The 25,276-nt window shown below is 61.2% G+C and carries 18 protein-coding genes; 7 read left to right on the top strand and 11 right to left on the bottom strand.

The window, feature by feature from the left end; translation table 11 throughout:
• Window positions 1-202: 202 nt before the first annotated feature.
• The 5 genes from J3P92_RS11720 to J3P92_RS11740 all read right to left on the bottom strand — a co-directional run bounded on the left by J3P92_RS11720 (window position 203) and on the right by J3P92_RS11740 (window position 5,516).
• A complete protein-coding gene (locus tag J3P92_RS11720) occupies window positions 203-1,180 on the bottom strand; it encodes a 2-hydroxyacid dehydrogenase (RefSeq protein ID WP_434563777.1) in 978 nt (325 codons plus the stop codon).
• 16 nt (window positions 1,181-1,196) lie between these two features.
• On the bottom strand, window positions 1,197-2,492 hold the full coding sequence (locus tag J3P92_RS11725; RefSeq protein ID WP_434650865.1) for an MFS transporter: 1,296 nt from the start codon (window positions 2,490-2,492) through the stop codon (window positions 1,197-1,199).
• A gap of 55 nt (window positions 2,493-2,547) precedes the next feature.
• Window positions 2,548-3,558 (bottom strand): sugar kinase, encoded by a 1,011-nt coding sequence (locus J3P92_RS11730; RefSeq protein WP_434650867.1) that lies wholly within the window; start codon window positions 3,556-3,558, stop codon window positions 2,548-2,550.
• Complete coding sequence (locus J3P92_RS11735) at window positions 3,551-4,333, bottom strand: sugar phosphate isomerase/epimerase family protein (protein ID WP_434650869.1); 783 nt, start codon at window positions 4,331-4,333, stop codon at window positions 3,551-3,553. The genes J3P92_RS11730 and J3P92_RS11735 overlap by 8 nt, the downstream gene beginning before the upstream one ends.
• Before the next feature lie 157 nt (window positions 4,334-4,490).
• Window positions 4,491-5,516, bottom strand: coding sequence for a LacI family DNA-binding transcriptional regulator (locus J3P92_RS11740; protein ID WP_434650871.1), 1,026 nt, complete (start codon window positions 5,514-5,516; stop codon window positions 4,491-4,493).
• A gap of 842 nt (window positions 5,517-6,358) precedes the next feature.
• Here J3P92_RS11740 and J3P92_RS11745 point away from each other — a divergent pair.
• Entirely contained in the window at window positions 6,359-7,933 is a 1,575-nt protein-coding gene (locus J3P92_RS11745) for a WG repeat-containing protein (RefSeq protein ID WP_434651118.1), read from the top strand.
• A gap of 171 nt (window positions 7,934-8,104) precedes the next feature.
• On the opposite strand, the gene J3P92_RS11750 is transcribed toward J3P92_RS11745, so the two are convergent.
• Window positions 8,105-8,458, bottom strand: a complete 354-nt coding sequence (locus J3P92_RS11750) for a hypothetical protein (protein ID WP_434650873.1) — start codon at window positions 8,456-8,458, stop codon at window positions 8,105-8,107.
• Window positions 8,459-8,933: 475 nt separating this feature from the next.
• Here J3P92_RS11750 and J3P92_RS11755 point away from each other — a divergent pair, with 475 nt between their 5' ends.
• Entirely contained in the window at window positions 8,934-13,802 is a 4,869-nt protein-coding gene (locus tag J3P92_RS11755; protein ID WP_420766522.1) for an NAD-glutamate dehydrogenase, read from the top strand.
• A gap of 228 nt (window positions 13,803-14,030) precedes the next feature.
• On the opposite strand, the gene J3P92_RS11760 is transcribed toward J3P92_RS11755, so the two are convergent.
• Window positions 14,031-14,288, bottom strand: coding sequence for a phage infection protein (locus tag J3P92_RS11760; protein WP_434650876.1), 258 nt, complete (start codon window positions 14,286-14,288; stop codon window positions 14,031-14,033).
• Window positions 14,289-14,793: 505 nt separating this feature from the next.
• Here J3P92_RS11760 and J3P92_RS11765 point away from each other — a divergent pair.
• The 4 genes from J3P92_RS11765 (at window position 14,794) to J3P92_RS11780 (ending at window position 19,643) form a co-directional block, all read left to right on the top strand.
• Complete coding sequence (locus tag J3P92_RS11765) at window positions 14,794-15,339, top strand: TRAP transporter small permease (protein WP_434563796.1); 546 nt, start codon at window positions 14,794-14,796, stop codon at window positions 15,337-15,339.
• A complete protein-coding gene (locus tag J3P92_RS11770; RefSeq protein ID WP_420766519.1) occupies window positions 15,336-16,616 on the top strand; it encodes a TRAP transporter large permease subunit in 1,281 nt (426 codons plus the stop codon). Before J3P92_RS11765 ends, J3P92_RS11770 begins: the two co-directional genes overlap by 4 nt.
• Before the next feature lie 52 nt (window positions 16,617-16,668).
• Window positions 16,669-17,688 carry a TRAP transporter substrate-binding protein gene (locus J3P92_RS11775; RefSeq protein ID WP_420766518.1) on the top strand — a complete coding sequence of 340 codons (1,020 nt, stop codon included), beginning with the start codon at window positions 16,669-16,671 and terminating at the stop codon, window positions 17,686-17,688.
• A 284-nt stretch (window positions 17,689-17,972) separates the two neighbouring features.
• Complete coding sequence (locus J3P92_RS11780; RefSeq protein ID WP_434611164.1) at window positions 17,973-19,643, top strand: BCCT family transporter; 1,671 nt, start codon at window positions 17,973-17,975, stop codon at window positions 19,641-19,643.
• 39 nt (window positions 19,644-19,682) lie between these two features.
• On the opposite strand, the gene J3P92_RS11785 is transcribed toward J3P92_RS11780, so the two are convergent.
• The 4 genes from J3P92_RS11785 to J3P92_RS11800 all read right to left on the bottom strand — a co-directional run bounded on the left by J3P92_RS11785 (window position 19,683) and on the right by J3P92_RS11800 (window position 23,895).
• Window positions 19,683-20,402 (bottom strand): 3'-5' exonuclease, encoded by a 720-nt coding sequence (locus tag J3P92_RS11785; RefSeq protein ID WP_434611166.1) that lies wholly within the window; start codon window positions 20,400-20,402, stop codon window positions 19,683-19,685.
• Window positions 20,399-22,276, bottom strand: a complete 1,878-nt coding sequence (locus J3P92_RS11790; RefSeq protein WP_434563804.1) for a DUF294 nucleotidyltransferase-like domain-containing protein — start codon at window positions 22,274-22,276, stop codon at window positions 20,399-20,401. Before J3P92_RS11790 ends, J3P92_RS11785 begins: the two co-directional genes overlap by 4 nt.
• Before the next feature lie 89 nt (window positions 22,277-22,365).
• A complete protein-coding gene (locus tag J3P92_RS11795; RefSeq protein ID WP_420766514.1) occupies window positions 22,366-23,157 on the bottom strand; it encodes a transporter substrate-binding domain-containing protein in 792 nt (263 codons plus the stop codon).
• Window positions 23,158-23,247: 90 nt separating this feature from the next.
• Window positions 23,248-23,895, bottom strand: a complete 648-nt coding sequence (locus J3P92_RS11800) for a TetR family transcriptional regulator (protein WP_434651119.1) — start codon at window positions 23,893-23,895, stop codon at window positions 23,248-23,250.
• A gap of 143 nt (window positions 23,896-24,038) precedes the next feature.
• Between J3P92_RS11800 and J3P92_RS11805 the strand changes: the two genes are divergently transcribed.
• Window positions 24,039-25,268, top strand: coding sequence for an arabinose transporter (locus J3P92_RS11805; RefSeq protein WP_434650878.1), 1,230 nt, complete (start codon window positions 24,039-24,041; stop codon window positions 25,266-25,268).
• The last annotated feature ends 8 nt before the right edge of the window (window positions 25,269-25,276 follow it).

The following is a 25,276-nucleotide window of genomic DNA, read 5'->3' on the forward strand; positions in this document are numbered from 1 at the left end:
CTGCTTTGCTGGAAGTGTGGTTTCTCTCTACTGTTTTCGCCGTTTGGTATGTTTATATTATTTAAGGAAGGATCAAAAGGATAATTCGGCAGCGGCGCTCTAAGGCGGGTGTGCCCGGAAAGGTTGTGTTGCGTGCACATCTAAATGAATACAGGTGCCATCGCGATCTTGCTTGCGATGGCACATTTTGAAGGCCGCAATGTCAGCGCTTCCACGCCCCCGGATTGACCAGGTTCGCTGGCCTTTCACCCGCCAGCGCCGCCAGCAGGTTCTCCACGGCACAACGCGCCATCGCTTCCCGGGTCTCGTGGGTGGCGGAGCCCATGTGCGGCGTCGCCACTACGTTGTCCATCTGCAACAGCGGCGATTCCGGGTCCAGGGGCTCGCGCTCGAAAACGTCCAGCCCGGCGCCACGGATCTGCCCGTTGCGCAAGGCGTCGATCATTGCCGCTTCGTCGACGACTTTGCCTCGGGAGATGTTGATGAAGATGCTGTCAGGGCGCATCTGCGCAAACGCCCGTGCATCGATCAGGTCTTCGGTTTCAGCGGTCAACGGCAAGGTCAGGCATATGAAGTCGGCCTGTTGCAGCAGCGTATCCAGATCGCAATAGCGCGCATTGAAACGCTGCTCCACCGCAGGCTTGGGCGAGTGACTGTGATAGAGCACCGGCATGCCGAAGCCAAAGTGCCCGCGCTGGGCCAGGGCTTCGCCGATGCGGCCCATGCCGACGATGCCCAGGGTCTTGCCGTGGACGTCGCTGCCGAAATGTCGGGGCCCGATGCTCTGTTGCCAACCGCCTGCGCGGACGAGGTTGGCCAGCTCCACCACGCGTCGGGCGGTTGCCAGAATCAAGGCGAAGCCGGTGTCGGCGGTGGTTTCGGTCAACACGTCCGGCGTATTGGTGAGCAGGATCCGGCGTTCGGTCAGGTAATCGATATCGTAATTGTCGACGCCCACCGAAACGCTGGCGATCGCCTCGAGATGCGGCGCCAGGTCCAGCAGCGACGGATCGAGCCTGAGGCTCGCGCCCAGCAGGGCATGGGCGCTGGGCAGGGCGGTGCGCAGTTGCGCCAGGCCCTGGGCGTCCAGGTTTTCGATGAGGGTGACCTGGGCATGCGCCTGCAAGCGATCCATCAGTTGCGCTGACAGCTTTTTGTACAACACCACGTGCTTTTTCATGGGGGTTCCCGATTCGTTAACGGACAGGCGTCGGATGGGGCGTCGCGGTTTTGGTCACGACCCGGTCGCTGGCGCCGGGTTTGAGGGCAAGGGTCAGCAACACCGACAGCAGCAGCGCGCCGCTCATCAACAGAAAGGACATGCCGGTGGAGCCGGTGGAACCGTTGAGGTAGCCCACCAGATAGGAGCCGCCGAACGAACCCAGCGCGCCCATGCTGTTGATCAGCGCCATGGCGCCACCCGCGACATTGGCCGGGAGAATCTCCGGAACGATGGCGAAAAACGGCCCGTAGGGCGCGTACATGCAGGCGCCGGCAATCACCAGCAAGGCATAGGACCACCAGAAGTGTTCAGCTCCGAGCAGATAGGAGGCGTAAAACGCGATGGAGGCGATCAGCAGCGGCGGCCAGACGAAACGCTTGCGTTTCTGGACCTTGTCCGACGCCCAGGACACGATCAGCATGGCGATCACTGCCGCCAGATAAGGCAGCGATGACAGCCATCCCGCCTCGACCATGTTCATCTTCAGGCCTGCCTTGAGGATCGACGGCAACCACAGCACGAACCCGTAGACGCCAATGCTCCAGAAAAAAAACTGCAACGCCAGGATGATCACTTTCGGCGAGCGGAAGGCCTCGGCATAGTTCTTCACGGCCTTGATACCGACCTGCTCGGCGGCCAGCACGCTTTCCAGGTCCTTCTTCTCCTGCTCGCTGAGCCACTTGGCCTGGGCTGGACGATCATCGGCCAGGCGCCACCAGACAAAAGCCCAGAGCACCGCCGGCAGGCCCTCGATGATGAACATCCAGCGCCAGTCGAATTGCTCGACGAGGTACCCCGAGACCACCGACATCCACAGCATGGTGACCGGGTTGCCAAGGATCAGGAAGGTGTTGGCCCGCGAGCGTTCGGCCCGGGTGAACCAATGGCAGAGATAGACCAGCATCGCCGGCATCACGGCGGCTTCCACCACGCCGAGCATGAAGCGGATCACGATCAGCCAATACGCATTGGAGACCACGCCCGTGAGGGTCGCCAGCGAGCCCCAGAGGATCAGGCTGACGAAGATCAACTTCTTCACGCTGTGCTTCTGCGCGTAGATCGCCCCAGGGACCTGGAAGAAAAAATAGCCGAGGAAAAACAGCGCGCCGAGCAACGAGGACAGCCCTGGCGTGATCATCAAGTCTTCGGCCATGCCCGAAGCCGCGGCGAAACCATAGTTGGCCCGGTCCAGGTAGGCCAGACTGTAGGTGATGAAGACGATGGGCATGATGTACCACCAGCGGCGGGTGGCGAGGTTGAGCGTTTGCATGTCGTTGACTCCTGAGCTTGTTGTTTTTATGCAGCAGGTGCGTTTAGCGGTGGATTCAATCGCGAGCGAGCTCGCTTCCACAGGGGTAACTCGAATCTTTGTGGGAGCGAGCTTGCTCGCGATGGGCGGTTTCAAATTCAGCCGACAATTCCAGGCGCGTCGGCAGCCCTTCCATGTCTCCACGGTTCTGCACCGCGCGGCTGCCAATCCAGTTCGCCCGCCGTACCGCCTCGGTGATGTCGCGGCCTTCGAGCAATGCGCTGATCAGGCCGACGGCGAAGCCATCCCCGGCGCCCACGGTGTCCACCACCCGGGCCACCGGCACGCCGGCGATGAATCCCTGGTCACGCGAGGTGCGGTAATAAGCGCCGTCCGGGCCGAGCTTGATCACCACGGCTTCGGCGCCCTGGTCCAGGTAGAACGCGGCGATGTCGGCCGGGTCGTCAAAACCGGTCAGCAACCGACCTTCACCGAGGCCGGGCAAGACCCAGTGGGCGAGGGCGGCGTGGCGATTGATCTCGCTGATCATCGTCGCTTCGCTGGACCACAGGCTCGGGCGCAGGTTGGGGTCGAACGACAGGCTGCGGCCGGCCTCGCGCATGCGGGTCATCAATTCGAAGGACATCGCCCGTGCAGTCACAGACAGCGCTGGCACGATACCGGTGGCATGCAAATGACGGGCGGCGAGCAATGGCGGTGCGATGGAGTCCACGGACAAGTGACTGGCCGCCGAACCACGCCGGAAATATTCGACTTGCGGGTCGCTGCCATCGTCGGTACGGGACTTGAGCTGGAACCCGGTGGGGTGCGCCGGATCAACCGCCACGTGACGGCAATCCAGGCCTTCCTTTTCCAGCGTCTGCACCACGAAACGGCCCAGGGAGTCGGCGCCGACCCGACTGAGCCACGCGACTTGAAAACCCAGCCGCGCCAAGCCGATGGCCACATTGCTGTCGGCCCCGGCGATGCGTTTGTGAAACTGTTTGACGGCCGCCAGGTCGCCGGTCTCGTCGGCCACCAGCATGGCCATGGTTTCACCGAACGACAGCACATCGATCTCAGACATGAGCGGCCTCCCGGCGCGATTGCCCCAGGCGGGACAGGGTGGCGACATGTTCAGCGGTCAGTTGCAGCAGGTCATCGCCTTCTAGCGGGTACTCGGCGGCGCGCATCACGCCGACCGGCATGTGCTTGAGCAATTGCTCCCACAGGTGCAGGTCGGTCGCGGCTGGCGGCACCGCGACCAGCTTGCCATCGGCGCGTCGGGCCACGGCCTTGCAATGCACATATGCCACGTGCCGTCCGAGTTGCAGGGCGGCCACGGTGGCTGATTGGTCCTGCCATTGCCAGTTGCCGATGTCGAAGGTCATGCCGATGGGTACCCCGCGTTCTTCCACCGCCGCGAAGAAGCGTTGCAAGGGCTCGATCCGCCCGCCTTGCAAGGTCTGGTCGTTTTCCACCAGCAGTTGCACCGGGCTTGCCGATAGGGCATCCGCCAGGGCTGATACGTCGTGGGAGTCAGTGAAGTGGCCGAGGGAAACCTTCAGCCAAGCCGAGCCGAACGCTTCGCAACGTTGCAGGGTGGACGCCAGGGCGGGATTGGGCCTGGGCTGGCCGGGGAGCCAGAGTTCGATCGGCGATGAAAAGATACTTTCCAACCCCTGGGCCCGCGCCCCAGCGGCTAGTTCGGCGGGTTGTTCGGTGGTGAGCAGCTCTTCGCGCCATTCGATGCGCGACGCGCCGGCGGCGGCCAGCAGGGCGATGAAGCTGCCTTGACCATGCTGGCGCACGAGGTCGGCGCCGTAACTGGAGAGGCTGATGGAAACGGCTGGTTTGTTCATTGTTGTTGTACCTCTGAAACCGGTTTCAGTTTTGGTCAAAAAAATTATGGAATGTGTTTGAGGGCCTCATCGCGAGCAGGCTCGCTCCCACAAGGGATCTTCAGTGCGACGCAAGTCCAGTGTGGGAGCGAGCCTGCTCGCTATGGGGCCAGCCCGATCACCGAAAAACTCCAAGCGTCGACCCACGCTCAATCAACCGCGCCGAGAAATCCAGGGTCTGCACCGGCCCGTTATCGCCGCGCAGACGCTTGAGCAGGCATTCGAACGCGCGGGCGCCGATTTCAGCGGTGGGTTGGGCGAGGGCGGTAATGCCGCTGCCCACCAAGGGATACCAGTCCAGGTCATCGAGGGCGATCAAACCGATATCGTCGAACAAGTGGCAACCCAAATCGCGTAATGCCTGGGTCGCAGCCAGCGCGGCGATACCGTTAGCGCAAAACAACGCCTTGGGGCCACGGTCCGGCTGGGCGAGAAAGGTCTTGATGCGCGGGAGCAGTTGATCGCAGGTTTCCACCACGGTGCCGGCCAGGGCTGGGCGTCGTTCGATGCTGGCCTTGAAACTGTCGACCCGCTCGATCCGCGAACTGGTGCCATCGTACGGCTCGGTGACCAACAGCAGGTCGCGGTAGCCGCGCTGTTCGAGGTGATCGAGGGCCAGCTCGACGGCGGCCGGGTTGTCCAGCCCGACGAGGTCGGCTTCGAGTCGATCGACCTTGCGATCCACCAGCACCATGGGCATCTCGCTGCGCAGTTCGACCAGCTCATCGCGGTGATGACCCAGCGTGTTCACAATCAGCCCTTCGACGTTATAGGCGCGCAGCAGCGCCAGGTGTTGGCGCTCCTGCTCATCGTCGCGGTCGGTGTTGCACACCACCAGGCTGTAGCCGTGGCGCCGGCAGGCGGTTTCCACGCCATGCATCACGGCAATCGAATAGGGGTTGCGGATATCGGCCACGAGCATGCCGATCAGGCGCGTGCGCCCGCGCTTGAGGCCGCGGGCCATCTGATTCGGCCGGTAGCCCAGCTCGCTGATCGCCTGCTCGATGCGCCGGGCGATGGCTTCCGAGAGCAGGGCGCGGTCCTCGCCAATGAAACGCGAGACGCTGGCCTTGGAGACCCCAGCGCGTTCGGCGACGTCGAGCATGGTCACGCGGCTGCGCTGGGCGGCGGAGAAAGAATTCACGGATTGAAACCTGCTTTTTAGATTTATCGAGGTTCTGAAACCGGTTTCAGGAAACACCAGAACTCATTCGGTCGTCAAGGGCGGCGCGTCACAGGTACGACCGACGGTGCTTCGCATCACTCGGACAGACGCGACGATCCAAGCAGGCCTTCAACAGAACCGGGCCAGCCAGGCGATTTGCAGCGCGCCAGGCCGTGTGGTTAGCTGCCTGCCTTTCCCAGCCCTTAGACTACCAAAGCCACTATGAACTTTACCCAGCCTCGTTTGAGATTGCTGTCGATACTCGTTTGAGATTGCTGTCGATACTGAGTGTGGCCCTGTTGGTGGTGGGTTGTGCGTCCTTCTATTGGCTTCGCCACGGCGGTGCGCCGGTCGATGAAGGTTTCGGCGCCGAAGAACTGAATGAAGGGGGCATCGAGGACATCAGCGCGCTGGCGCCGTCCGAGGTGCAGAAGCGCATTAATTACTTGATCCAGGATACCGGTGAAACCCTCAGGTCCCTGGAGCGGCTCAGTGACGTGCAATTGAGCCTGACCCACTCGACGAGCGAGCCTGCCGGCGAGCAGCCGTTGCAATACGAGTCGCTGTTTGTTCCGTACACCAGCGCGCAGTTGAAAGCTGAATTGGCGTCGATCCAAGGCCTGCGTTTTGCCCAGAGGCTGTTTGCCGATGGTTCTGAGGTGCGGCTCGATACCAGCACGCTTGATCCGCTCTGGAAGCGCGCCGCCATGCCGGATGAGCCGACGGCCGAGCAGTATCTGCCGCAGCGCTTGGTTTTTCGCGATGGCAGCGAAAAAACCTTCGCCGAGTTCAAGGCGCCGCCCAAGGTCGAGTCCGAGGACATGATCGCGTCTCATGATGCCTTCGCACTTGCGGTGAACAAACCGCTGGCGAGTCTGGGTCTGACGGTCGCTTACCGCAGTTATCCCGCGTTCCGGAAAGTGGTGCTGGATAAGGATCAGCCGAAAGTGACCCTGGACGGCCAGTCCTTCCAGCTCATGGCCCTGGGTGATGGCAGCGCCTCCGTGCGCTTGAGTACGCCGAAACTATCGACTTTCGTGGTGCAGGGGCTGGACGATAAGGGCAGGGCGCTCTACAGCAACGGGAACAGCTCCCGGGCGTTCCCCTCCGATGGCGACATCGCGGCGTTGCACGACTATTACAACGCGCTGCTACAGACCAAGGACGACTTCAAGCAGCTCAAGACCGGCCAGGCGGTGCAACAGCAGTTGGAACGCCTGAGCGAGGCGCTGGCCGCTCAGGCGGGGCCATTGAAAAACACCGAGGTCGACTATCGATTTGAAGCCACCCCGCAACGTATCGTCATCCATGTGCTCGACCCGATGGAGGACTACACCGTTGAGTTCACCCAGGTCGACAACGTCCTGGCAGCTCAGGCGCGGTACATCGCCTTGGACCGCAAGGCCGAGCGCTATGGCTTCATCGACCAGACCGGCCAGTGGCTGATCAAGCCCCGTTGGGTGCAGGTACAAGATACCCAGGTAGCCGATACCTACACGTTGTTTTTTCCGGAGAAGCCCAGCGACCCAGAGTCGCAGTGGCAGGCGTTGCGCAGCCAGCTGGCCTATTTCCCCGCCGGTAGCAACAAGCTTGTCGACCTGCCGTTCGAACACATCACCGAGGCGCTGAGCGATGGCCTGCTGCTGGTGGAGCGTGAAACCAACGGTCCTTATGGGCTCTACGATGCCAGGCATCATCGGTTCGTGTTGCCGATGAAATTCGTCAACCCCACCGTAACGGACAGCCTGTTCATTGCCCGTATTGGCAAGCGAACTGATCTAATGGAAGGCCTGTACGGCGCTTATACTCTGGACGGCAAGGAGATCCTGCCGACGCAATTCTCGGGCATCGAGCACAGCGCGGGTCTGCTCTACGCCAGCTCCGCCGATAGGAGTCGTGAGGATGTTTTCGACCTGGAAGGTAGACGGATCAACCTTCAGGGCTACAGCGTGATAGGTCGGTTCGCGGGGCAGCAGCCGCTGCTGGTGCAGGACACCAAAAGCAGGAAGTTCGCTTTTATCGATCGCCAGGGCGCGCGGCTACCGATCAAGTTGCCCTATGACGAAGTGACGCCGTTCTCCAACGGTATGGCGGTGGTGGGACGTGATGGCAGCTACGGTGCCATCGACCTGGCGGGGCGGTTGAGAGTGCCGCTGGATTACGACCAGATCAACGCGTTTCAGACCCGTTATGCAGCGGCGATCCGGGCCGGTGGGGGTACCTCGTTGGTCTTGATCAGCCAGGAAAACAAACTGTTCAAGGAACTCGGTTCGTACACCAGCATGAAAGTGCCGGAGAACGGCAACGAGGCCCGTTATTACGTGAGGGATCGGAATAACAGTGACGAGTACCTGGTCTATGACGCCGATGGCAATCTATTGCAGAACGACGAATAACAGCTGACGCACGGATCTTGTGGCGAGGGGATTTATCCCCGTTGGGCTGCGAAGCAGCCCTAAAGCAGTGAACTCAATCCTCCTGGCGCACCGAGTTGCCTGGTTTGGGGGCCGCTTCGCAGCCCAGCGGGGATAAATCCCCTCGCCACAGAGGTGCGGTCGCCTTGGGCGTCAGAGCTGGCTTATATAGGTCCCCGTGCCCCTGAGGATGTTCTGCAAGGTCAGCTCCACTTCCGCCACGTCCGTCACCTTGGGATCGAAGGTTATTTCCAGCACATCATCGCCATTGAGCGCATCGGCGTCCGTCGCGGCGATTTCGATTTTCAGCAGGGTCGAGCTGAGGGTGACCTTGACGCCGTCCAGCGTCGAGGGCTCGCCGTCCAGGGTTATCTCCAGTTCGTCTTCGTCCGGATAGCGCGTCATCAGGAACATTTCGCCCTGGGCGCTGTGGCAGCAGAGCATGGCCATGTTGTCTTCTTCGTCATCGCATGGGTTGGCGATCAGCAGGGCGGTGGTCATTTGCATGGAAGGCTCCTGGCTCCGATGAGCCTTGCGGGGGCAAAAACGGGATTTTGCCAGTCCGGGCGAATTTCTGCTGGATTACCACCGCAGGGTGCCGTTTGGCCCTGGGACTGCTAGGGTCTGTATGAAATGTGCTCGCGCACATTTCGTACACAGCCTAGGGTTGTTCGATGCCTGGCGAGCGGGGGAGCTAGCCGATGACCGAATATGTCGCAGCGCTGCAAGCAGGCACGTTGTCGCACTCGTTAAGCTGCGCAACGGATGTGTACCTGCAAAGAGCATCGCGGAGTGTTTTTTGCAGGTGGTCATTACGTTGCAATTAGGTGAGAAAAGGATGTGACCTGCGGGTCGCGTCCAGCTTCACCCACCTGTCATCCTGTTTCCTCTGCCCGAGAATCAGGAACGGGATGGCCGACGGCCCCTAAAGGGGCTGCACGCGACGCTTTCATCAATAACAAGCCCAAGCGGAGTACCACAGATGGCGTTCTTCACCGCAGCCAGCAAAGCCGACTTCCAGCATCAACTGCAAGCGGCACTGGCGCAGCACATCAGTGAACAGGCACTGCCACAAGTGGCGCTGTTCGCTGAACAATTTTTCGGCATCATTTCCCTCGATGAACTCACCCAGCGCCGGTTGTCCGACCTCGCCGGCTGCACCCTGTCCGCTTGGCGCCTGCTTGAGCGCTTCGACCACGCGCAACCGCAGGTGCGCGTCTATAACCCCGATTACGAACGCCACGGCTGGCAATCGACCCACACCGCCGTCGAAGTGCTGCACCATGACCTGCCGTTCCTGGTGGATTCGGTCCGCACCGAGCTGAACCGTCGCGGCTACAGCATCCATACCCTGCAAACCACCGTCCTGAGCGTGCGTCGCGGCAGCAAGGGCGAGTTGCTGGAGATCCTGCCGAAGGGCACCCAGGGCGACGACGTGCTGCAAGAGTCGCTGATGTACCTGGAAATCGACCGCTGCGCCAACGCCGCCGAACTCAACGTCCTGAGCAAGGAGCTTGAGCAGGTGCTGGGCGAAGTGCGCGTCGCCGTGGCTGATTTCGAGCCGATGAAAGCCAAGGTGCAGGAAATCCTCGCGAGCCTGGACAACAGCGCCTACGCCACCGACGCCGACGAAAAGGCCGAGATCAAGAGCTTCCTGGAATGGTTGGTGGGTAACCACTTCACGTTCCTGGGCTATGAAGAGTTCGTGGTTCGCGACGAAGCCGATGGCGGTCACATCGAGTACGACCCCGAGTCCTTCCTCGGCCTGACCAAATTGCTGCGCGCCGGCCTGACCGCCGAAGACCTGCGCATCGAAGACTACGCCGTCAACTACCTGCGCGAACCGACCCTGCTGTCGTTCGCCAAGGCCGCGCACCCGAGCCGCGTACACCGTCCGGCCTACCCGGACTACGTATCGATCCGCGAGATCGACGCCAACGGCAAGGTCGTCAAGGAATGCCGCTTCATGGGCCTTTACACCTCCTCGGTGTATGGCGAGAGCGTGCGGGTCATTCCGTACATCCGCCGCAAGGTCGAAGAAATCGAACGTCGCTCGGGCTTCCAGGCCAAGGCGCACCTGGGCAAGGAACTGGCCCAGGTGGTTGAAGTGCTGCCCCGCGACGACCTGTTCCAGACCCCGGTGGACGAGCTGTTCAGCACCGTCATGTCGATCGTGCAGATCCAGGAACGCAACAAGATTCGCGTTTTCCTGCGCAAGGACCCGTACGGCCGTTTCTGCTACTGCCTGGCCTACGTGCCGCGTGACATCTACTCCACCGAAGTTCGCCAGAAGATCCAGCAAGTGCTGATGGATCGCCTGAAAGCCTCGGACTGCGAGTTCTGGACTTTCTTCTCCGAATCCGTGTTGGCCCGTGTGCAGTTGATCCTGCGCGTCGATCCGAAGAACCGCATCGACATCGACCCGCTGCTGCTGGAAAAAGAAGTCGTGCAGGCCTGCCGCAGTTGGAAGGACGACTACGCCAGCCTGGTCATCGAGAGCTTCGGCGAAGCCCAGGGCACCAACGTGCTGTCGGATTTCCCGAAAGGCTTCCCGGCCGGCTACCGCGAGCGCTTTGCCGCGCACTCCGCCGTGGTGGACATGCAACACCTGCTGAGCCTGAGTGAAACCAACCCGCTGGTGATGAGCTTCTACCAACCGTTGGGCCAGGTCTCCGGCCAGCGTGAGCTGCATTGCAAGCTGTATCACGCCGACACGCCGTTGGCGTTGTCCGACGTGCTGCCGATCCTGGAAAACCTCGGCCTGCGCGTGCTGGGCGAGTTCCCGTACCGCCTGCGCCACACCAATGGCCGCGAGTTCTGGATCCATGATTTCGCCTTCACCGCCGCCGAAGGCCTGGACCTCGACATCCAGCAACTCAACGACACCTTGCAGGACGCGTTCGTCCACATCGTGCGTGGTGATGCCGAGAACGATGCGTTCAACCGCCTGGTGCTGACCGCCGGCCTGCCATGGCGCGACGTGGCGTTGCTGCGTGCCTACGCCCGCTACCTGAAACAGATCCGCCTGGGCTTCGACCTCGGCTACATCGCCAGTACCCTGAACAACCACACCGACATCGCTCGCGAATTGACCCGGTTGTTCAAGACCCGTTTCTACCTGGCGCGCAAGCTCAGCGGCGACGACCTGGAAGACAAGCAACTGCGTCTGGAGCAAGCGATCCTCTCGGCCCTGGACGAGGTGCAGGTACTCAACGAAGACCGCATCCTGCGTCGCTATCTGGACCTGATCAAGGCCACCTTGCGGACCAACTTCTACCAGACCGACGCCAACGGCCAGAACAAGTCGTACTTCAGCTTCAAGTTCAACCCGCACCTGATTCCGGAACTGCCGAAGCCGGTGCCGAAGTTCGAAATCTTCGTCTACTCGCCACGGGTCGAAGGCGTGCACCTGCGCTTCGGCAACGTTGCCCGTGGCGGTCTGCGCTGGTCGGATCGTGAAGAAGACTACCGCACCGAAGTGCTGGGCCTGGTAAAAGCCCAGCAAGTGAAGAACTCGGTGATCGTGCCGGTGGGCGCCAAGGGCGGTTTCCTGCCGCGTCGCCTGCCATTGGGCGGCAGCCGGGACGAGATCGCGGCCGAGGGCATCGCCTGCTACCGCATCTTCATTTCGGGCCTGTTGGACATCACCGACAACCTGAAGGACGGCGCGCTGGTACCGCCGGCCAACGTTGTGCGGCATGACGACGATGACCCGTACCTGGTGGTCGCGGCGGACAAGGGCACCGCAACCTTCTCCGACATCGCCAACGGCATCGCCATCGACTACGGCTTCTGGTTGGGCGATGCGTTCGCCTCCGGCGGTTCGGCCGGCTACGACCACAAGAAAATGGGCATCACCGCCAAGGGCGCGTGGGTCGGCGTGCAGCGCCACTTCCGCGAGCGCGGCATCAACGTCCAGCAAGACAGCATCACCGTGGTGGGCGTCGGCGACATGGCCGGCGACGTGTTCGGCAACGGCTTGTTGATGTCCGACAAGCTGCAACTGGTCGCGGCTTTCAACCACCTGCACATCTTCATCGACCCGAACCCAGAGCCTGCCAGCAGCTTTGCCGAACGCAAGCGTCTGTTCGAGCTGCCGCGTTCGGCCTGGACCGACTACGACACCAGCATCATGTCCGAGGGCGGCGGCATCTTCTCGCGCAGCGCGAAGAGCATCGCGATCTCGCCGCAGATGAAAGAGCGCTTCGACATCAAGGCCGACAAACTGACCCCGACAGAACTGCTGAACGCCTTGCTCAAGGCGCCGGTGGACCTGTTGTGGAACGGCGGTATCGGCACTTACGTCAAGGCCAGCACCGAAAGCCACGCCGATGTCGGCGACAAGGCCAACGATGCACTGCGCGTGAACGGCAACGAATTGCGCTGCAAGGTGGTGGGCGAGGGCGGTAACCTGGGCATGACCCAACTGGGTCGCGTCGAGTTCGGCCTCAATGGCGGCGCCACCAACACCGACTTCATCGACAACGCCGGTGGCGTGGACTGCTCCGACCACGAAGTGAACATCAAGATCCTGCTCAACGAAGTGGTGCAGGCCGGCGACATGACCGACAAGCAGCGCAACCAGTTGCTGGCGAGCATGACCGACGAAGTCGGTGGCCTGGTGTTGGGCAACAACTACAAGCAGACCCAGGCCTTGTCCCTGGCGGCACGCCGCGCCTTCGTGCGGATCGCCGAGTACAAGCGCTTGATGAACGACCTGGAAGCCCGTGGCAAGCTGGACCGCGCCATCGAGTTCCTGCCGACCGAAGAACAACTGGCCGAACGTGTCGCGGCGGGCCACGGCCTGACCCGTGCCGAACTGTCGGTGCTGATCTCCTACAGCAAGATCGACCTCAAGGAAGCGCTGCTCAACTCCTTGGTGCCGGACGATGATTACCTGACCCGTGACATGGAGACGGCTTTCCCGCCAACGCTGGTGAGCAAGTTCTCCGAGGCCATGCGTCGCCATCGCCTGAAGCGCGAGATTGTCAGCACCCAGATCGCCAACGACCTGGTCAACCACATGGGCATCACCTTCGTCCAGCGGTTGAAAGAGTCGACGGGCATGAGCCCGGCGAACGTGGCGGGTGCTTATGTAATCGTGCGGGATATCTTCCATCTCCCACACTGGTTCCGCCAGATCGAAGCCCTGGACCACCAGGTTTCCGCCGACGTGCAGCTGGAGCTGATGGATGAGCTGATGCGCCTGGGTCGTCGCGCCACGCGTTGGTTCCTGCGCAGCCGCCGCAACGAGCAGAACGCTGCCCGTGACGTCGCTCACTTCGGTCCGCACCTGGCGGCGTTGGGCCTCAAGCTCGACGAACTGTTGGAAGGCCCGACCCGCGAAGGTTGGCAGACTCGCTACCAGGCCTACGTGGCGGCCGGCGTGCCGGAACTGCTGGCGCGCATGGTTGCCGGTACTACGCACCTGTACACCTTGTTGCCGATCATCGAGGCGTCCGACGTCACCGGCCAGAACGCCGCCGACGTGGCCAAGGCTTACTTCGCCGTGGGCAGCGCGCTTGACATCACCTGGTACCTGCAGCAAATCAGTGCCTTGCCGGTTGAAAACAACTGGCAGGCCCTGGCCCGTGAAGCGTTCCGCGATGACATCGACTGGCAGCAACGGGCGATCACCATCTCGGTCCTGCAGGAAGGTGACGGTAGCCAGGACGTGGAAACCCGCCTGGCGCTGTGGCTCGAGCAGCATCGTGAAATGGTCGAGCGCTGGCGCGCCATGCTGGTGGACATCCGTGCCGCCAGCGGCACCGACTACGCCATGTATGCGGTGGCCAACCGCGAGCTGCTGGACCTGGCGCTGAGTGGTCAGGCGGTCGTGACGGCCAACTGATTCACCGTTGAATAAAAAGCCCCGCATCGAGAGATGCGGGGCTTTTTTATGGGTGATGTTCCAGCCCATGAAGGCCAGAAAGCTCTTGTGGCGAGGGGATTTATCCCCGCTGGGCTGCGCAGCAGACCCAAATCAGGCAGCTCGGTGGGCCTGTAAGACAGAGGCGAAGGCTTTAGGGCTGCTGCGCAGCCCAGCGGGGATAAATCCCCTCGCCACAGAAAAGCGCTCTCAGACAGGGCTGCGTTCACGCAGCTCCTGCAACCGATCAGCCCCGCCTTCGGCTACGCGATTCTCGATCAGGCGATCGGAGCCGCCTTCGGCTACGCGATTCTCGATCAGGCGATCCGATCCACCTTCGGCCAACTGATGTGCAGCCTGTTCGTAAGATGACGGTGCGCTTTCGGCCGAGGCGATGTTTGACAGGCCGACGCCGCCAACCAGGGTCAGGGCGATTGCCAGGGACGAGAGTTTCGAGAAGTTGATCATGGTAATTCTCCTTGCGCTTGATTGAGTGGGCCAGTGCAGCGGGTGTGTGCTGCTGTCCGGTGTGTGCAGTTAAGCGCCCGGGTGTATCGAGGATGTGTGCCGCAAAGGCCCGAAATCGGCGGATTCGTATCAATCGGCTGCTCCTATACAGAGCGATACAAATCGCCTTCGAAAAATCCCTCACCCAACCGGGAGGCTGCGGGGCGCCTCGCAACGGTGACCGATAATCGCACGGTAGTTCCGCCTGGATCGGTCATCCGGTCAAGCAAGGTTATTGACCGGATTAACTGGGTAGTACATTTTAGCGGTCACCCAGCCTTACCATGTCCAGGCGAGGCCATAATAAAAACAGAGGATCCCCTCATGCGTGCCCGTCAACCGAACTTGTCCTCATTGCGTACCTCCCTTTGCGGTGCTTTCCGGAATATTCCAGCGTCGATCCGATAGCGCTCGCCCTGTCGCCGGCTACACGGCCGGTGTCCGGATCAACCTGGAGGTGTTCAAGATGACAAAAGTCGTCGATCTGTATTTCAAGCTGCTCAAGTTGCTGATCGTGCTGTGCATGGTCGCGATGATCGTGCTGGTGTTCGGCAATGTAGTGCTGCGCTATGCCTTCAACTCCGGCATCAGTGTGTCGGAGGAACTGTCGCGCTGGTTCTTCGTCTGGATGATTTTTCTAGGTGCCCTCGTGGCGCTCAAGGACCGCGCGCACCTGGGCATGAACAGCCTGGTCAAGCGCTTGCCGCCAGCAGGCAAGCGTGCCTGCCTGGTCATCGGGCATCTGCTGATGCTCTACATTTGCGGACTGATCGTGAGCGGCAGTTGGCAGCAGGCGGTGATCAACCTCAACGTGGTCGCGCCGGCTTCGGGCCTTTCGATGGCGTTGTTCTACGCCGCCGGGCTGGTGTTCGGGGTCAGCGCCACGGCGATCCTGCTGTACGAACTGTACCTGGCATTGTTCGGCAAACTGCGGGATGACGATCCTTTGTCAGTCGAGGAAAGCGAAGCCGCCGGCCTCAACCCTGACACCCTCAAGAGTACCCGCCCATGACGTTGGCTATTTTCCTCGGGTCGCTGCTGGGCAGCATGGCGTTGGGTATCCCGATTGCCTTTGCCTTGCTGGTGGTCAGCGTCGCGTTGATGTTTTACCTGGACTTGTTCGATGCGCAGATCATTGCGCAGAATTTGCTCAATGGCGCCGACAGCTTTCCGCTGATGGCCGTGCCGTTCTTCATGCTGGCCGGCGAAGTCATGAATGTCGGCGGGTTATCCAAGCGCATCGTCAACATTGCCATGGCGCTGGTCGGGCATAAGCGCGGCGGCCTGGGTTACGTCGCGATCATTGCCTCCTGCCTGCTGGCCTCGCTTTCCGGTTCGGCGGTGGCCGATGCGGCGGCGTTGGCGGCGTTGCTGGTGCCGATGATGGTGTTGGCGGGGCACAACCGGGGACGTTCGGCCGGGCTGATCGCCGCTGGCAGCACCATTGCGCCAGTGATTCCGCCCAGCATCGGCTTCATCGTTTTTGGCGTGGCGTCCGGCGTGTCGATTTCCAAGCTGTTCCTGGCCGGTATCGTGCCGGGGCTGATGCTCGGCGTCGGGCTGGCCATCGCCTGGTGGTTGATCTCCCGGCGCGAGAACGTCGAGACGGCGCCCAAGCGTTCCCGTGCCGAGGTGCTACGCACGTTGCTCGATGGCAGTTGGGCGATGGGCTTGCCGCTGATCATCATCCTGGGCCTCAAGTTCGGCATCTTCACGCCAACGGAGGCAGCAGTGGTCGCGGCAGTCTATTCGCTGTTCGTGTCCCTGGTGATCTACCGGGAGATGAAGATCAGCCAGCTGTACGAAGTGATCCTGTCTTCGGCCAGGACCACCTCGGTGGTGATGCTGCTGGTGGCGGCGGCCATGGTTTCATCGTGGCTGGTGACCATCGCCGACCTGCCGGGCCAGCTGGCGGAACTGCTCGCGCCGTTCATGGACAACCAGACGCTCCTGCTGCTGGTGATGATGGCGTTGATCATCCTGGTCGGTACGGTGATGGACATGACCCCGACCATCCTCATCCTGACGCCGGTATTGATGCCAGCGGTGATCCAGGCGGGGATCGACCCGGTGTATTTCGGCGTGCTGTTTCTGATCAACACTGCGATTGGCTTGATCACGCCGCCCGTGGGCACGGTGCTGAACGTGGTCTGCAGCGTGGCGAAGCTGGAGTTCGAGGAAATAGTCCGGGGTGTCTGGCCGTTCATGATTGCGCAATTTGTGGTGCTGTTGCTGTTGGTGCTGTTTCCGCAACTGGTACTGGGACCGTTGAAATTCTTCACCGGCTGACACCGGTGCTCGCTGGCTCGACCTTTAAAAACAATAACGATCGGAGAGTGACATGGGAAAACTGATGAAAACCTTGCTGGCCGGGGCGTGCGCGACGGGCTTGCTGCTGACCGGCGTGGCCAGCCACGCGGACGAGATCCGTGAGCGGACCTTGCGATTCGCGTTCCAGAACGTCAAGGAACATCCCCAGGGCCAGGGCGCGCAGAAGTTCGCCGACCTGCTCAGTGAAAAGAGCGGCGGCAAGATAAAGGTCCGCCTGTTCCCTGGCGGAACCCTGGGCGGCGACGTGCAAACGGTGTCGGCATTGCAGGGCGGCACCTTGGACATCACCGTGCTCAACTCCGGCATCCTGGCCGCCCAGGCACCGGATTACGCCATGCTCGATTTCCCCTTCCTGTTCAACGACGTCAAGGAGGCCCATGCCGTCATCGATGGGCCGGTCGGGCAGAAACTGGCGGCACAGCTGGACAGCAAGGGGCTGGTAGGGCTGGGTTATTGGGACCTGGGGTTCCGTAACCTGACCAACAGCAAGCACCCGGTGACCAAGCTCGAAGACCTGCAGGGCTTGAAGCTGCGCGTCATCCAGTCACCGATCTACCTGGAAACCTTCTCAGCCCTGGGCGCCAACCCGGTGCCGATGGCGTTCCCCGAGGTGTACACGGGCCTTGAGCAGCACACCATCGACGGCCAGGAAAACCCGTTCACGGTGATCGAGGGCAACAAGTTCTACGAGGTGCAGAAATATCTTTCCGTCACCGGCCACATCTTCAACCCGCAGTCGTTGATCATCAGCCAGAAAACCTGGAACCGCCTCAACGACGACGAAAAGGCAATGATTCGCGCAGCCGCAGCCGAGGCGCAGACCTTCCAGCGTGAAGTCACCGAGACGAGCATGGAAAAGGCCAAGGCGACGCTGGCCGGTGCGATGACCGTCAATGAAATCACCCCGGCCGAGAAAGACCGCTTTCGCGAGCGCGTGAAGCCAGTCGTCGACAAGTTCGCCAAGTCGTTGGACGGGGATCTGGTGAAAATGATGTACGACGAAATCAACAAGGTGCGTGCCGCGCAGTGAGTTGAAGCACCCCCACGGACGGTCCATACGAAGGGCGCCCGGACACTGTCCCGGCGCCCTTCGTTTTGCCTGGGGGCGGATGACTTCGATGCGCAACCAGTACGGTCGCGGCGTCTCGTAGGCCCAACCTGATGTCGTTTGTGGAACAGTCATGGCCGGTCGATGTCACAGGCATGCCTCCAGACTTGTTAGGCTATGGCACTTACTCTCGTTTTCACTTGGAACAGCGGGGCTTTTCAGACCATCACGCGCGCGTGCGTGTTGCATAATCAAAGGAGGTTCACGTGGGTAAAGATCCTGTAGACGATCTATCAGGAAAATCCCAGACGCCCGGTACGGAGGGGATACCTGCCCCTAGCGGCGAGGCAAATCTCATCGAAACAGACTACGTCATCGGACAGGACAATTTCCGCGGTGAGTTTTCTTTCTCCCTGGACATCCATGGCAAGGTTTTCCTCATCTCTGCCGCCACCGTTTTGTTGTTCGTCATCGTGACGCTGGCGCTGCAAAATGAAGTCGAGCCGCTTTTCAGCGCCATGCGCGGATGGCTGACCCGGCACCTGGCCTGGTTCTTCATGAGCGCAGGCAATATTTTCGTTCTGTTGTGCCTGGCGTTGATCGTTTCGCCACTGGGCAAGGTGCGATTGGGCGGTCGCGATGCCACGCCCGATCATACCTATGTGGGTTGGTTCTCCATGTTGTTCGCCGCCGGGATGGGCATCGGGCTCATGTTCTACGGCGTAGCGGAGCCCATGTCGCATTATGCCGCCGCGATGGGGGGCGTGACGCTCGATCCCAGCGGGGTACGCACGGACTGGGCCCCCCTCGATGGCGCAGCGGGCGATATGAAAGGCGCTGCGGACCTGGCGATGGCTGCGACGATTTTTCACTGGGGTCTGCATCCCTGGGCCATCTACGCCATCGTGGCGTTGTCCTTGGCCCTGTTCTCGTTCAACAAAGGCTTGCCGCTGTCGATTCGCTCGATTTTCTATCCGTTGCTGGGGGAGCGCGTCTGGGGCTGGCCAGGGCATATCATCGATATCCTGGCGGTGTTCGCGACGCTGTTCGGGCTGGCGACCTCGCTGGGCATCGGTGCCGAGCAGGCCGCGGCGGGGATTGAACATCTGTTCGGCATTCCATCGTCCAACGTCAGCAAAGTGGTACTGATCATCGGTATCACGCTGATTGCCCTGTGGTCGGTTCTGGCCGGGCTGGAGAAGGGCGTCAAGCTGCTCTCGGAAATCAATATGGGCCTGGCGCTCCTGTTGCTGCTCTTCATCATCGTGGTCGGTCCCACCTTGGCCATTCTTACCGGCTTCTTCAAGAACGTGGTGACCTACGCTGAATACCTGCCCGCATTGTCCAATCCTTTCGGCCGTACGGACGCCGAGTTCACCCAGGGCTGGACAGCGTTCTACTGGGCCTGGTGGATCAGCTGGTCGCCCTTTGTAGGCATGTTCATTGCGCGGGTCAGCCGGGGCCGGACCGTCCGGGAATTTCTGATTTCTGTCTTGCTGGTGCCTTCGCTGGTGTCGGTGCTATGGATGACCACTTTTGGCGGGACGGCCATCGACCAGGCCACCTTGCAGGGATTGAGTGGGGTAAAGGATGCAGTGTTGGAACTCAAGCTGTTCGCGATGCTGGAGGCGCTGCCCCTCAAGGAAATTTCCTCGTTGCTGGGCATCGTGCTGGTGATCGTGTTCTTCATCACTTCGTCGGACTCCGGCTCGCTGGTAATCGACACCATCACGGCCGGCGGCAAGGTCGATGCGCCTGTGCCCCAACGGGTTTTCTGGGCTGTCATCGAGGGCGTGATCGCGATTGCGCTGCTGTTGGGTGGGGGGCTGGTCGCCTTGCAGGCCATGGCGGTTTCGACCGGGCTTCCCTTTGCCATCGTTCTGCTGCTGGGCTGTATTTCCCTGGTGAAGGGATTGATGTCAGAACCGCGATCCTGATCGCCTGAAGATTGGCTGGGGCGAGGCGCGCCCCAGCGTTCAATCCCAGAGCTGCCCGACCGCCACGGACGGGCTGTAATGGGTGGCTACCTGCGCTTGCAACAGCTCGGCCGTGGCCAGTGCATCGGTCAATGCATGGTGGGCGTGATAGGTGGGCAGTCGATAACGCAGACGCGTATCGGCCAGCCGGATGGAGGCCGGTGGCCGCCGCAACAGCCGGTCCAGCCAACGGCGCCGACCCCTGACCCGCCATGCCTCCAGCTGCATCGTGTCAATGACCGGAAACTGCAGGCCCTCTCCAAGGTGACGCCGAAACGCCTCGTCCAGAAAGTCGCGCTCGATGGCCCGGTAATGCACCACCATGATTCGCCCCGCCAATGCTTCCAGCAGGTTGTCCATGATGTCGGGGAATCGAGGGGCATGACGGATGTCGGCATGGGTAATGCGATGGAATGTCACCGACTCATGGGTCAGCGTGGAAGGTTTGATGACCCAGTACAGGGCTTCGCCGCAACGTATTCGCTTCAGGGTAAAAGGCATCAGGCCAATGCTGACGATGCTGTCGCTGCGGGCGTTCAAACCAGTGGTTTCCAAGTCCATGGCCAGCAGTTCCACTTGTTCCAACGCGGTCTGGCCGTCGATCACCCCGGTCTGGTAGAAACGCTGCAGCAGGGGATGGCGTGCTTGTCGCGCCAGTTGTTCGAAGCGCGCCGCCCAGTCCGGCATCGTCCGTTCGGTCGCTACTCGTGGGGCGTTCATCGGGATGGCCGGGCGTGACCGGGATAGCGGAAACGCAGGAATTTCTGGGCATTGCTCAACACCTGGAAGGCTTCCTTGAGGTTGTGCCGCTCAGCGGTTGAGAAGCGCTCGGGCTCGATGTAATTATCCGGTTTGCGACCCTGTTCGATGGCATCGACCTGGTGCCGTATGCGCACCATCGACAGGAACTCCAATGCGTAGCGCAGATGCTCGATGGCCTCGGGTGGTACCCATTGCGTTTGGCCGATGGCATCGAGCCGATCGAATGAATTTTGCGCCGTGGTGCCACACGCCAGCGCGTGGATGCGGATCAGGTCGGTGAGGGGTGCCGTGCCACGGCCCTTGAGGTTGATGATCTGTTTTTGTTCCCCATCCGTTTCCATGACAAATGTACGAAAGAAACCCAGGGGCGGCGTGCGATTCAATGCGTTGCGCGCCATCGCCGCCAGGAAAGCCGGAGTATCCCTGGACTTCTGCGCGCAAAGCGTCTTGAGCGATTCGACCATGTCCAGCGCGCCATAGACCCCGTCCAAGTCAAAAAAGATGCAGCTGTTGAGCAGGGTGGCGGCGTTCGGTTTCTCGATCCACTGGCTGAAATAGCCACGCCACACTCGCAATGGCTGGCGCCACTGGACGTTGGTCGCCATGATCCCGCCCTTGCAGTAGCTGTAGCCGCATTGGGCGAGCCCGTCGCTGACGAACGCAGCCAGCTTGCGAAAGTAATCGTCATGCAGCGCTGGGTCGAAACGATCGTCCAGCACCAGGGCGTTGTCCTGGTCGGTGACAAGCAATTGTTCGTCACGGGCCATCGAGCCCAGCACCATGAAGCAATACGGAACCGGTGGTGGTCCCAGTTCGCGTTCGGCCAGTTCAAGCAGGCGCTGGGTGAAGGCACGACCAATGCCCGAGATGGCGCTGCCGATCATGTGGGCGGTCGCGCCGTCGCGGACCATGCGTATGTAGGTCCCGCGTAGGTCGCGCAGCAATGAGCGAAGACCCTCGACACTGGTCTGGTTGGAAATACTGTTTACCAGGTACAGGCTGCTCTGAGACTCGTGTCGGATGATGTCCGACAGATTGATCAAGCCCAGCGTGCGGCCCTTGTGCATCACCGGAAGGTGATGGATGTTGCTCCTGAGCATGCACAGCATCGCCTCGAACAACGAGTCATCGGCCTGGATGGCCACCGGGTCGATCGACATCACTTCGCCGATGGTGGTTTCGCCGCTGCGGTTGGCGGCCACAACGCGGGTGCGCAAGTCCCGGTCGGTCACGATGCCGAGCATCTGCTCGGGGTGTTTCCCGGCTGGCTCAAGGACCACGACACAGGAAACGCTTCGTTCGGTCATCAACTGTGCGGCTTCCCGGACGCTGGTTTGCGGCGTAACCCAGACCAGATCCCGGGAAATCAATGCTCGGGACTTGAGCTGGATCAGCTCGCTCGCACGGCCTTGGGCCTCGACGGCTGACTTGAGCCTGGAATGCCCCTCGGCCTCGACAAAGTCGGCGAAACTGTCGTGCCGCTCGCATAACTGGGCGAATACATCCGCCGGAATGAAATAGATCAGGCTGTCTTCCAGGGCCTTGGCCGGGAAACGCACCCGGTTGCTGCGCAGCAAGCCCGCCTGGCCAAAGATATCGCCCTCGACCAGCCGGTTGTACAGTTCGCCGCTTCGCCGATAGATCTCGACCGCGCCGCTGCGTACGTAGTGCAGGTCATGAATGGCCGCACCTGCTTCCAGGATCGGGCTTGAGGCCTTGAAATACGCGACTTCGACGCGCCGGGCAATTTCCTCCAGGGTCTCCTGAGGAAGGGCATCGAATGGCGGAAAACGATGAAGGTGCTCACTGATTTCCAGTAATTCGATCTGCATGGGGCCTCGTGACAGTTCTGTTTGAAGGCCCAACATGCCAGACCATGGCGCCGCACACAAACCTGGGAGCGTGTACGGCCACCGGTTCGTTATTGAGCTTGAGGCACGGCCAGCCACTGCCCGATGACTTTCTGATAGCTGCCGTTGGCCTTGCTCAGGTGCAACCACTGGTCGACGTACATCTTCCAGGTGTTGTCGTCACGGGGCAGCAGATAGGCTTTCTCGCCATATTGCAGGTAGCGGGTAGGGTTGACGGCGCACAGGCCCGGCTTGAGTTTCTGCTGGTAGAGCGCTTCCGAGGCATCGGTGATCATGACGTCGGCGCGTTTGTCCAACAGCTCCTGGAAGATCGTCACGTTGTCATGGAAGGCGAGCTGGCCCTTGGGCAGGAATGCCCGCACGAAGGCTTCGTTGGTGCCACCGGCCGGCTCGACGAGGCGCACCGAAGGCTGGTTCATCTGCTCGATGGTCTGGTAGCGCGACTGGTCTTCGCAACGCACCAGCGGGATCTTGCCATCCACGTCCAGGGTGTTGCTGAAATAGGCTTTCTTCTGTCGTTCCAGGGTCACCGAAATCCCGCCCATCCCGATGTCGCACTTGCCCGCCAGCATGTCGGGCATCAACGTTTTCCAAGTGGTCTGGACCCATTGCGCCTTGACGCCCAGGCTGGCGGCCAGCGAGCGGGCCATGTCGATGTCGATGCCTTCGTATTCCCCCGATTCGGCCTTGTAGGTGTAGGGCTTGTAGTCGCCGGTGGTGCACACGCGCAGTTCACCTTGCTGGATCACTTTGTCCAGATGCGAAGCCGTTGGTTCGGCCAGGGCGCTGCCGCAGAATGCCAACAGGCCAAAGAGCGTCATCGTGCTTGTTATGGTTTTCATGGGATGGGACGTCTCGCAAGGGAAGGGGACAAGACGGGGGAGTGTAGTAAAACTGCCGGCGGGCTGTCACTGGAACGTCGACGCGAATGCTCAGCCTGCCGTGCTCTCGCACGCCTGGAGGTTTTTCAGGTAGGCGCAGAACATATCTGCCATGGCATCGGCATAGCTCTGGACTTCTTGCCGAACGCGAGGCGTTGCCGAAAACCGTTTCCCCACGGAGCTGAGGGTGGCGATGATCAGCTCACCGGCCAGGGCGCGGGTTTGCATACTCGCGTCCGGCAGCGCTTGCTGCATGAACGCATCCACCGATGCCTGCACTGAAGTACGTGCCGCCTGGTGCTCAGGCGCATCCCGATAAAGTGGCGCAGCGTCGTTGAGCGCGACGCGAATCTGCGCTTCGTCGCACTCGGACTGGATGAACGCCTGCACAAGGGTTCGTAACCGCGAGAGGGGCGGTGTGGAGGGATCTTCCAGAATGTCTCGCAACATATCGCTGGTCTGCCGCCATTCATCACTTTGCAGCCGAAACAGGATCGCTGCCTTGTTCGGAAAGTACTGATACACCGATCCGACGCTCACACCCGCTCGCTCGGCAACGCGGGCAACGGTGAAGCGTTGGGCGCCCTGACTCGCCAAAACCTGAACAGCCGCTTCCAGGACTGCCGCCACAAGCTCGGTGGACCGTGCCTGTTTTGGCTGCTTGCGTGAGGAAATCTGCGGGCTTGGGCGATCGGACATGGCGGCATCGGCCTCGGAAAAGGAATGCGAATAGGAAATACGACGGATTATTCGTATCTTGAATGCGACTAATTGATCGCATTCTAGGCGGCTGCGCAAGCGGCATTCAACTTCACTTCGCGTCCCTTTCCATGGGTAGGGTTATGACTCAAGAAAATATTCATCCGGGTGCCTCTGTGGCGCCCCCGGCAGCCGTCGATACCAATCCGGTATTCAAGTTGTTGCCGCTCACGTTGACCGTGTTCATTGGCTTTCTCACCATCGGCATGCAACTGCCAGTTTTGCCGCTTCATTTGCACGACACGCTGGGGATGGGCACGTTGGTGATTGGCCTGGTAGTGGGTGCACAGTTCGCCGCGGCGCTGCTGTCGCGATCCTGGGCCGGCAATTTCGCCGACCTGCGCGGCGGCAAGCGCGCGGTCATGGTCGGGCTGGTGACGGCGGCGGTTTCCGCTTTGGTCTATCTGCTGTCCCTGGCGTTCGTCGCTACGCCGGTGTTGTCGGTCTGGCTGTTAGTAGGCGGTCGCGTGCTGCTGGCGATCGGTGAAAGCCTGATCGTCACCGGGGCGTTGGGGTGGGGCATCGGTCTTGTAGGGGGGCAGCATGCCGGCAAGGTCATGGCCTGGAATGGCATTGCCATGTATGGCGCGTTCGCCCTGGGCGCCCCGCTTGGCGTGGCGCTCGATTCGGGTTGGGGATTCATGGGCATCGTTGTGGCGTCGGCGTTTATTGCGCTGTTGGCCTTGGCGGTTGTCGCCGGCGTCCGCGGCGTAGCCCCTACGGCGACCCGGCGCACACCGTTCTACAAGATGTTCGGCGCGGTATGGGTTCCCGGCATGGGCCTGGCGTTTTGCAGCGTCGGCTTTGGTGTCGTGACAGCGTTCATTGCCTTGTTATTCGCGGCCAGGGATTGGGGCAACGCTTCGCTCGCGTTCACGGCGTTCGGTCTGGCCTTCATCGGCGCGCGGCTGTTGTTCGGGCATCTTCCAGACAAAATAGGTGGCGCGCGTGTCGCATTGGTCTGCGTCGTGATCGAGGCCGTTGGGCTGCTGCTCATCTGGGGCGCCGATACGGCATTCACCGCCTATCTCGGCGCCGCGTTTACCGGCTTCGGTTATTCCCTGGCGTTTCCCGGTTTTGGCGTGGAAGCAGTGCGGCGTGCTCCGCCGCAGTCACGTGGCCTCGCCATGGGCGCCTATGTTGCCTTCCTCGATATTTCCCTGGGCATGACCAGCCCGCTGGCTGGTGTGCTGGCCTGTGGTTGGGGCATCGAGGCGGTTTACCTGGGTGGTGCTGTTGCGGTTGCGTTGTCGTTCGGGGTGGCCTTGATGTTGCTCCAAAGTCGGGAAATACAAGTTCAATACAAATCCTGAGCCTTGTT

Source organism: Pseudomonas sp. D3-27, from assembly GCF_051132165.1.
Taxonomy (GTDB): domain Bacteria; phylum Pseudomonadota; class Gammaproteobacteria; order Pseudomonadales; family Pseudomonadaceae; genus Aquipseudomonas.

Excerpts from the sequence above, each read along its gene's own strand:
- J3P92_RS11720 (WP_434563777.1), bottom strand. The coding sequence starts at position 1,180 with ATGAAAAAGCACGTGGTGTTGTACAAAAAGCTGTCAGCGCAACTGATG.
- J3P92_RS11725 (WP_434650865.1), bottom strand. The coding sequence starts at position 2,492 with ATGCAAACGCTCAACCTCGCCACCCGCCGCTGGTGGTACATCATGCCC.
- J3P92_RS11730 (WP_434650867.1), bottom strand. The coding sequence starts at position 3,558 with ATGTCTGAGATCGATGTGCTGTCGTTCGGTGAAACCATGGCCATGCTG.
- J3P92_RS11735 (WP_434650869.1), bottom strand. The coding sequence starts at position 4,333 with ATGAACAAACCAGCCGTTTCCATCAGCCTCTCCAGTTACGGCGCCGAC.
- J3P92_RS11745 (WP_434651118.1), top strand. The coding sequence starts at position 6,359 with ATGATCGCGTCTCATGATGCCTTCGCACTTGCGGTGAACAAACCGCTG.
- J3P92_RS11750 (WP_434650873.1), bottom strand. The coding sequence starts at position 8,458 with ATGCAAATGACCACCGCCCTGCTGATCGCCAACCCATGCGATGACGAA.
- J3P92_RS11755 (WP_420766522.1), top strand. The coding sequence starts at position 8,934 with ATGGCGTTCTTCACCGCAGCCAGCAAAGCCGACTTCCAGCATCAACTG.
- J3P92_RS11760 (WP_434650876.1), bottom strand. The coding sequence starts at position 14,288 with ATGATCAACTTCTCGAAACTCTCGTCCCTGGCAATCGCCCTGACCCTG.
- J3P92_RS11765 (WP_434563796.1), top strand. The coding sequence starts at position 14,794 with ATGACAAAAGTCGTCGATCTGTATTTCAAGCTGCTCAAGTTGCTGATC.
- J3P92_RS11770 (WP_420766519.1), top strand. The coding sequence starts at position 15,336 with ATGACGTTGGCTATTTTCCTCGGGTCGCTGCTGGGCAGCATGGCGTTG.
- J3P92_RS11775 (WP_420766518.1), top strand. The coding sequence starts at position 16,669 with ATGGGAAAACTGATGAAAACCTTGCTGGCCGGGGCGTGCGCGACGGGC.
- J3P92_RS11785 (WP_434611166.1), bottom strand. The coding sequence starts at position 20,402 with ATGAACGCCCCACGAGTAGCGACCGAACGGACGATGCCGGACTGGGCG.
- J3P92_RS11790 (WP_434563804.1), bottom strand. The coding sequence starts at position 22,276 with ATGCAGATCGAATTACTGGAAATCAGTGAGCACCTTCATCGTTTTCCG.
- J3P92_RS11795 (WP_420766514.1), bottom strand. The coding sequence starts at position 23,157 with ATGAAAACCATAACAAGCACGATGACGCTCTTTGGCCTGTTGGCATTC.
- J3P92_RS11800 (WP_434651119.1), bottom strand. The coding sequence starts at position 23,895 with ATGTCCGATCGCCCAAGCCCGCAGATTTCCTCACGCAAGCAGCCAAAA.
- J3P92_RS11805 (WP_434650878.1), top strand. The coding sequence starts at position 24,039 with ATGACTCAAGAAAATATTCATCCGGGTGCCTCTGTGGCGCCCCCGGCA.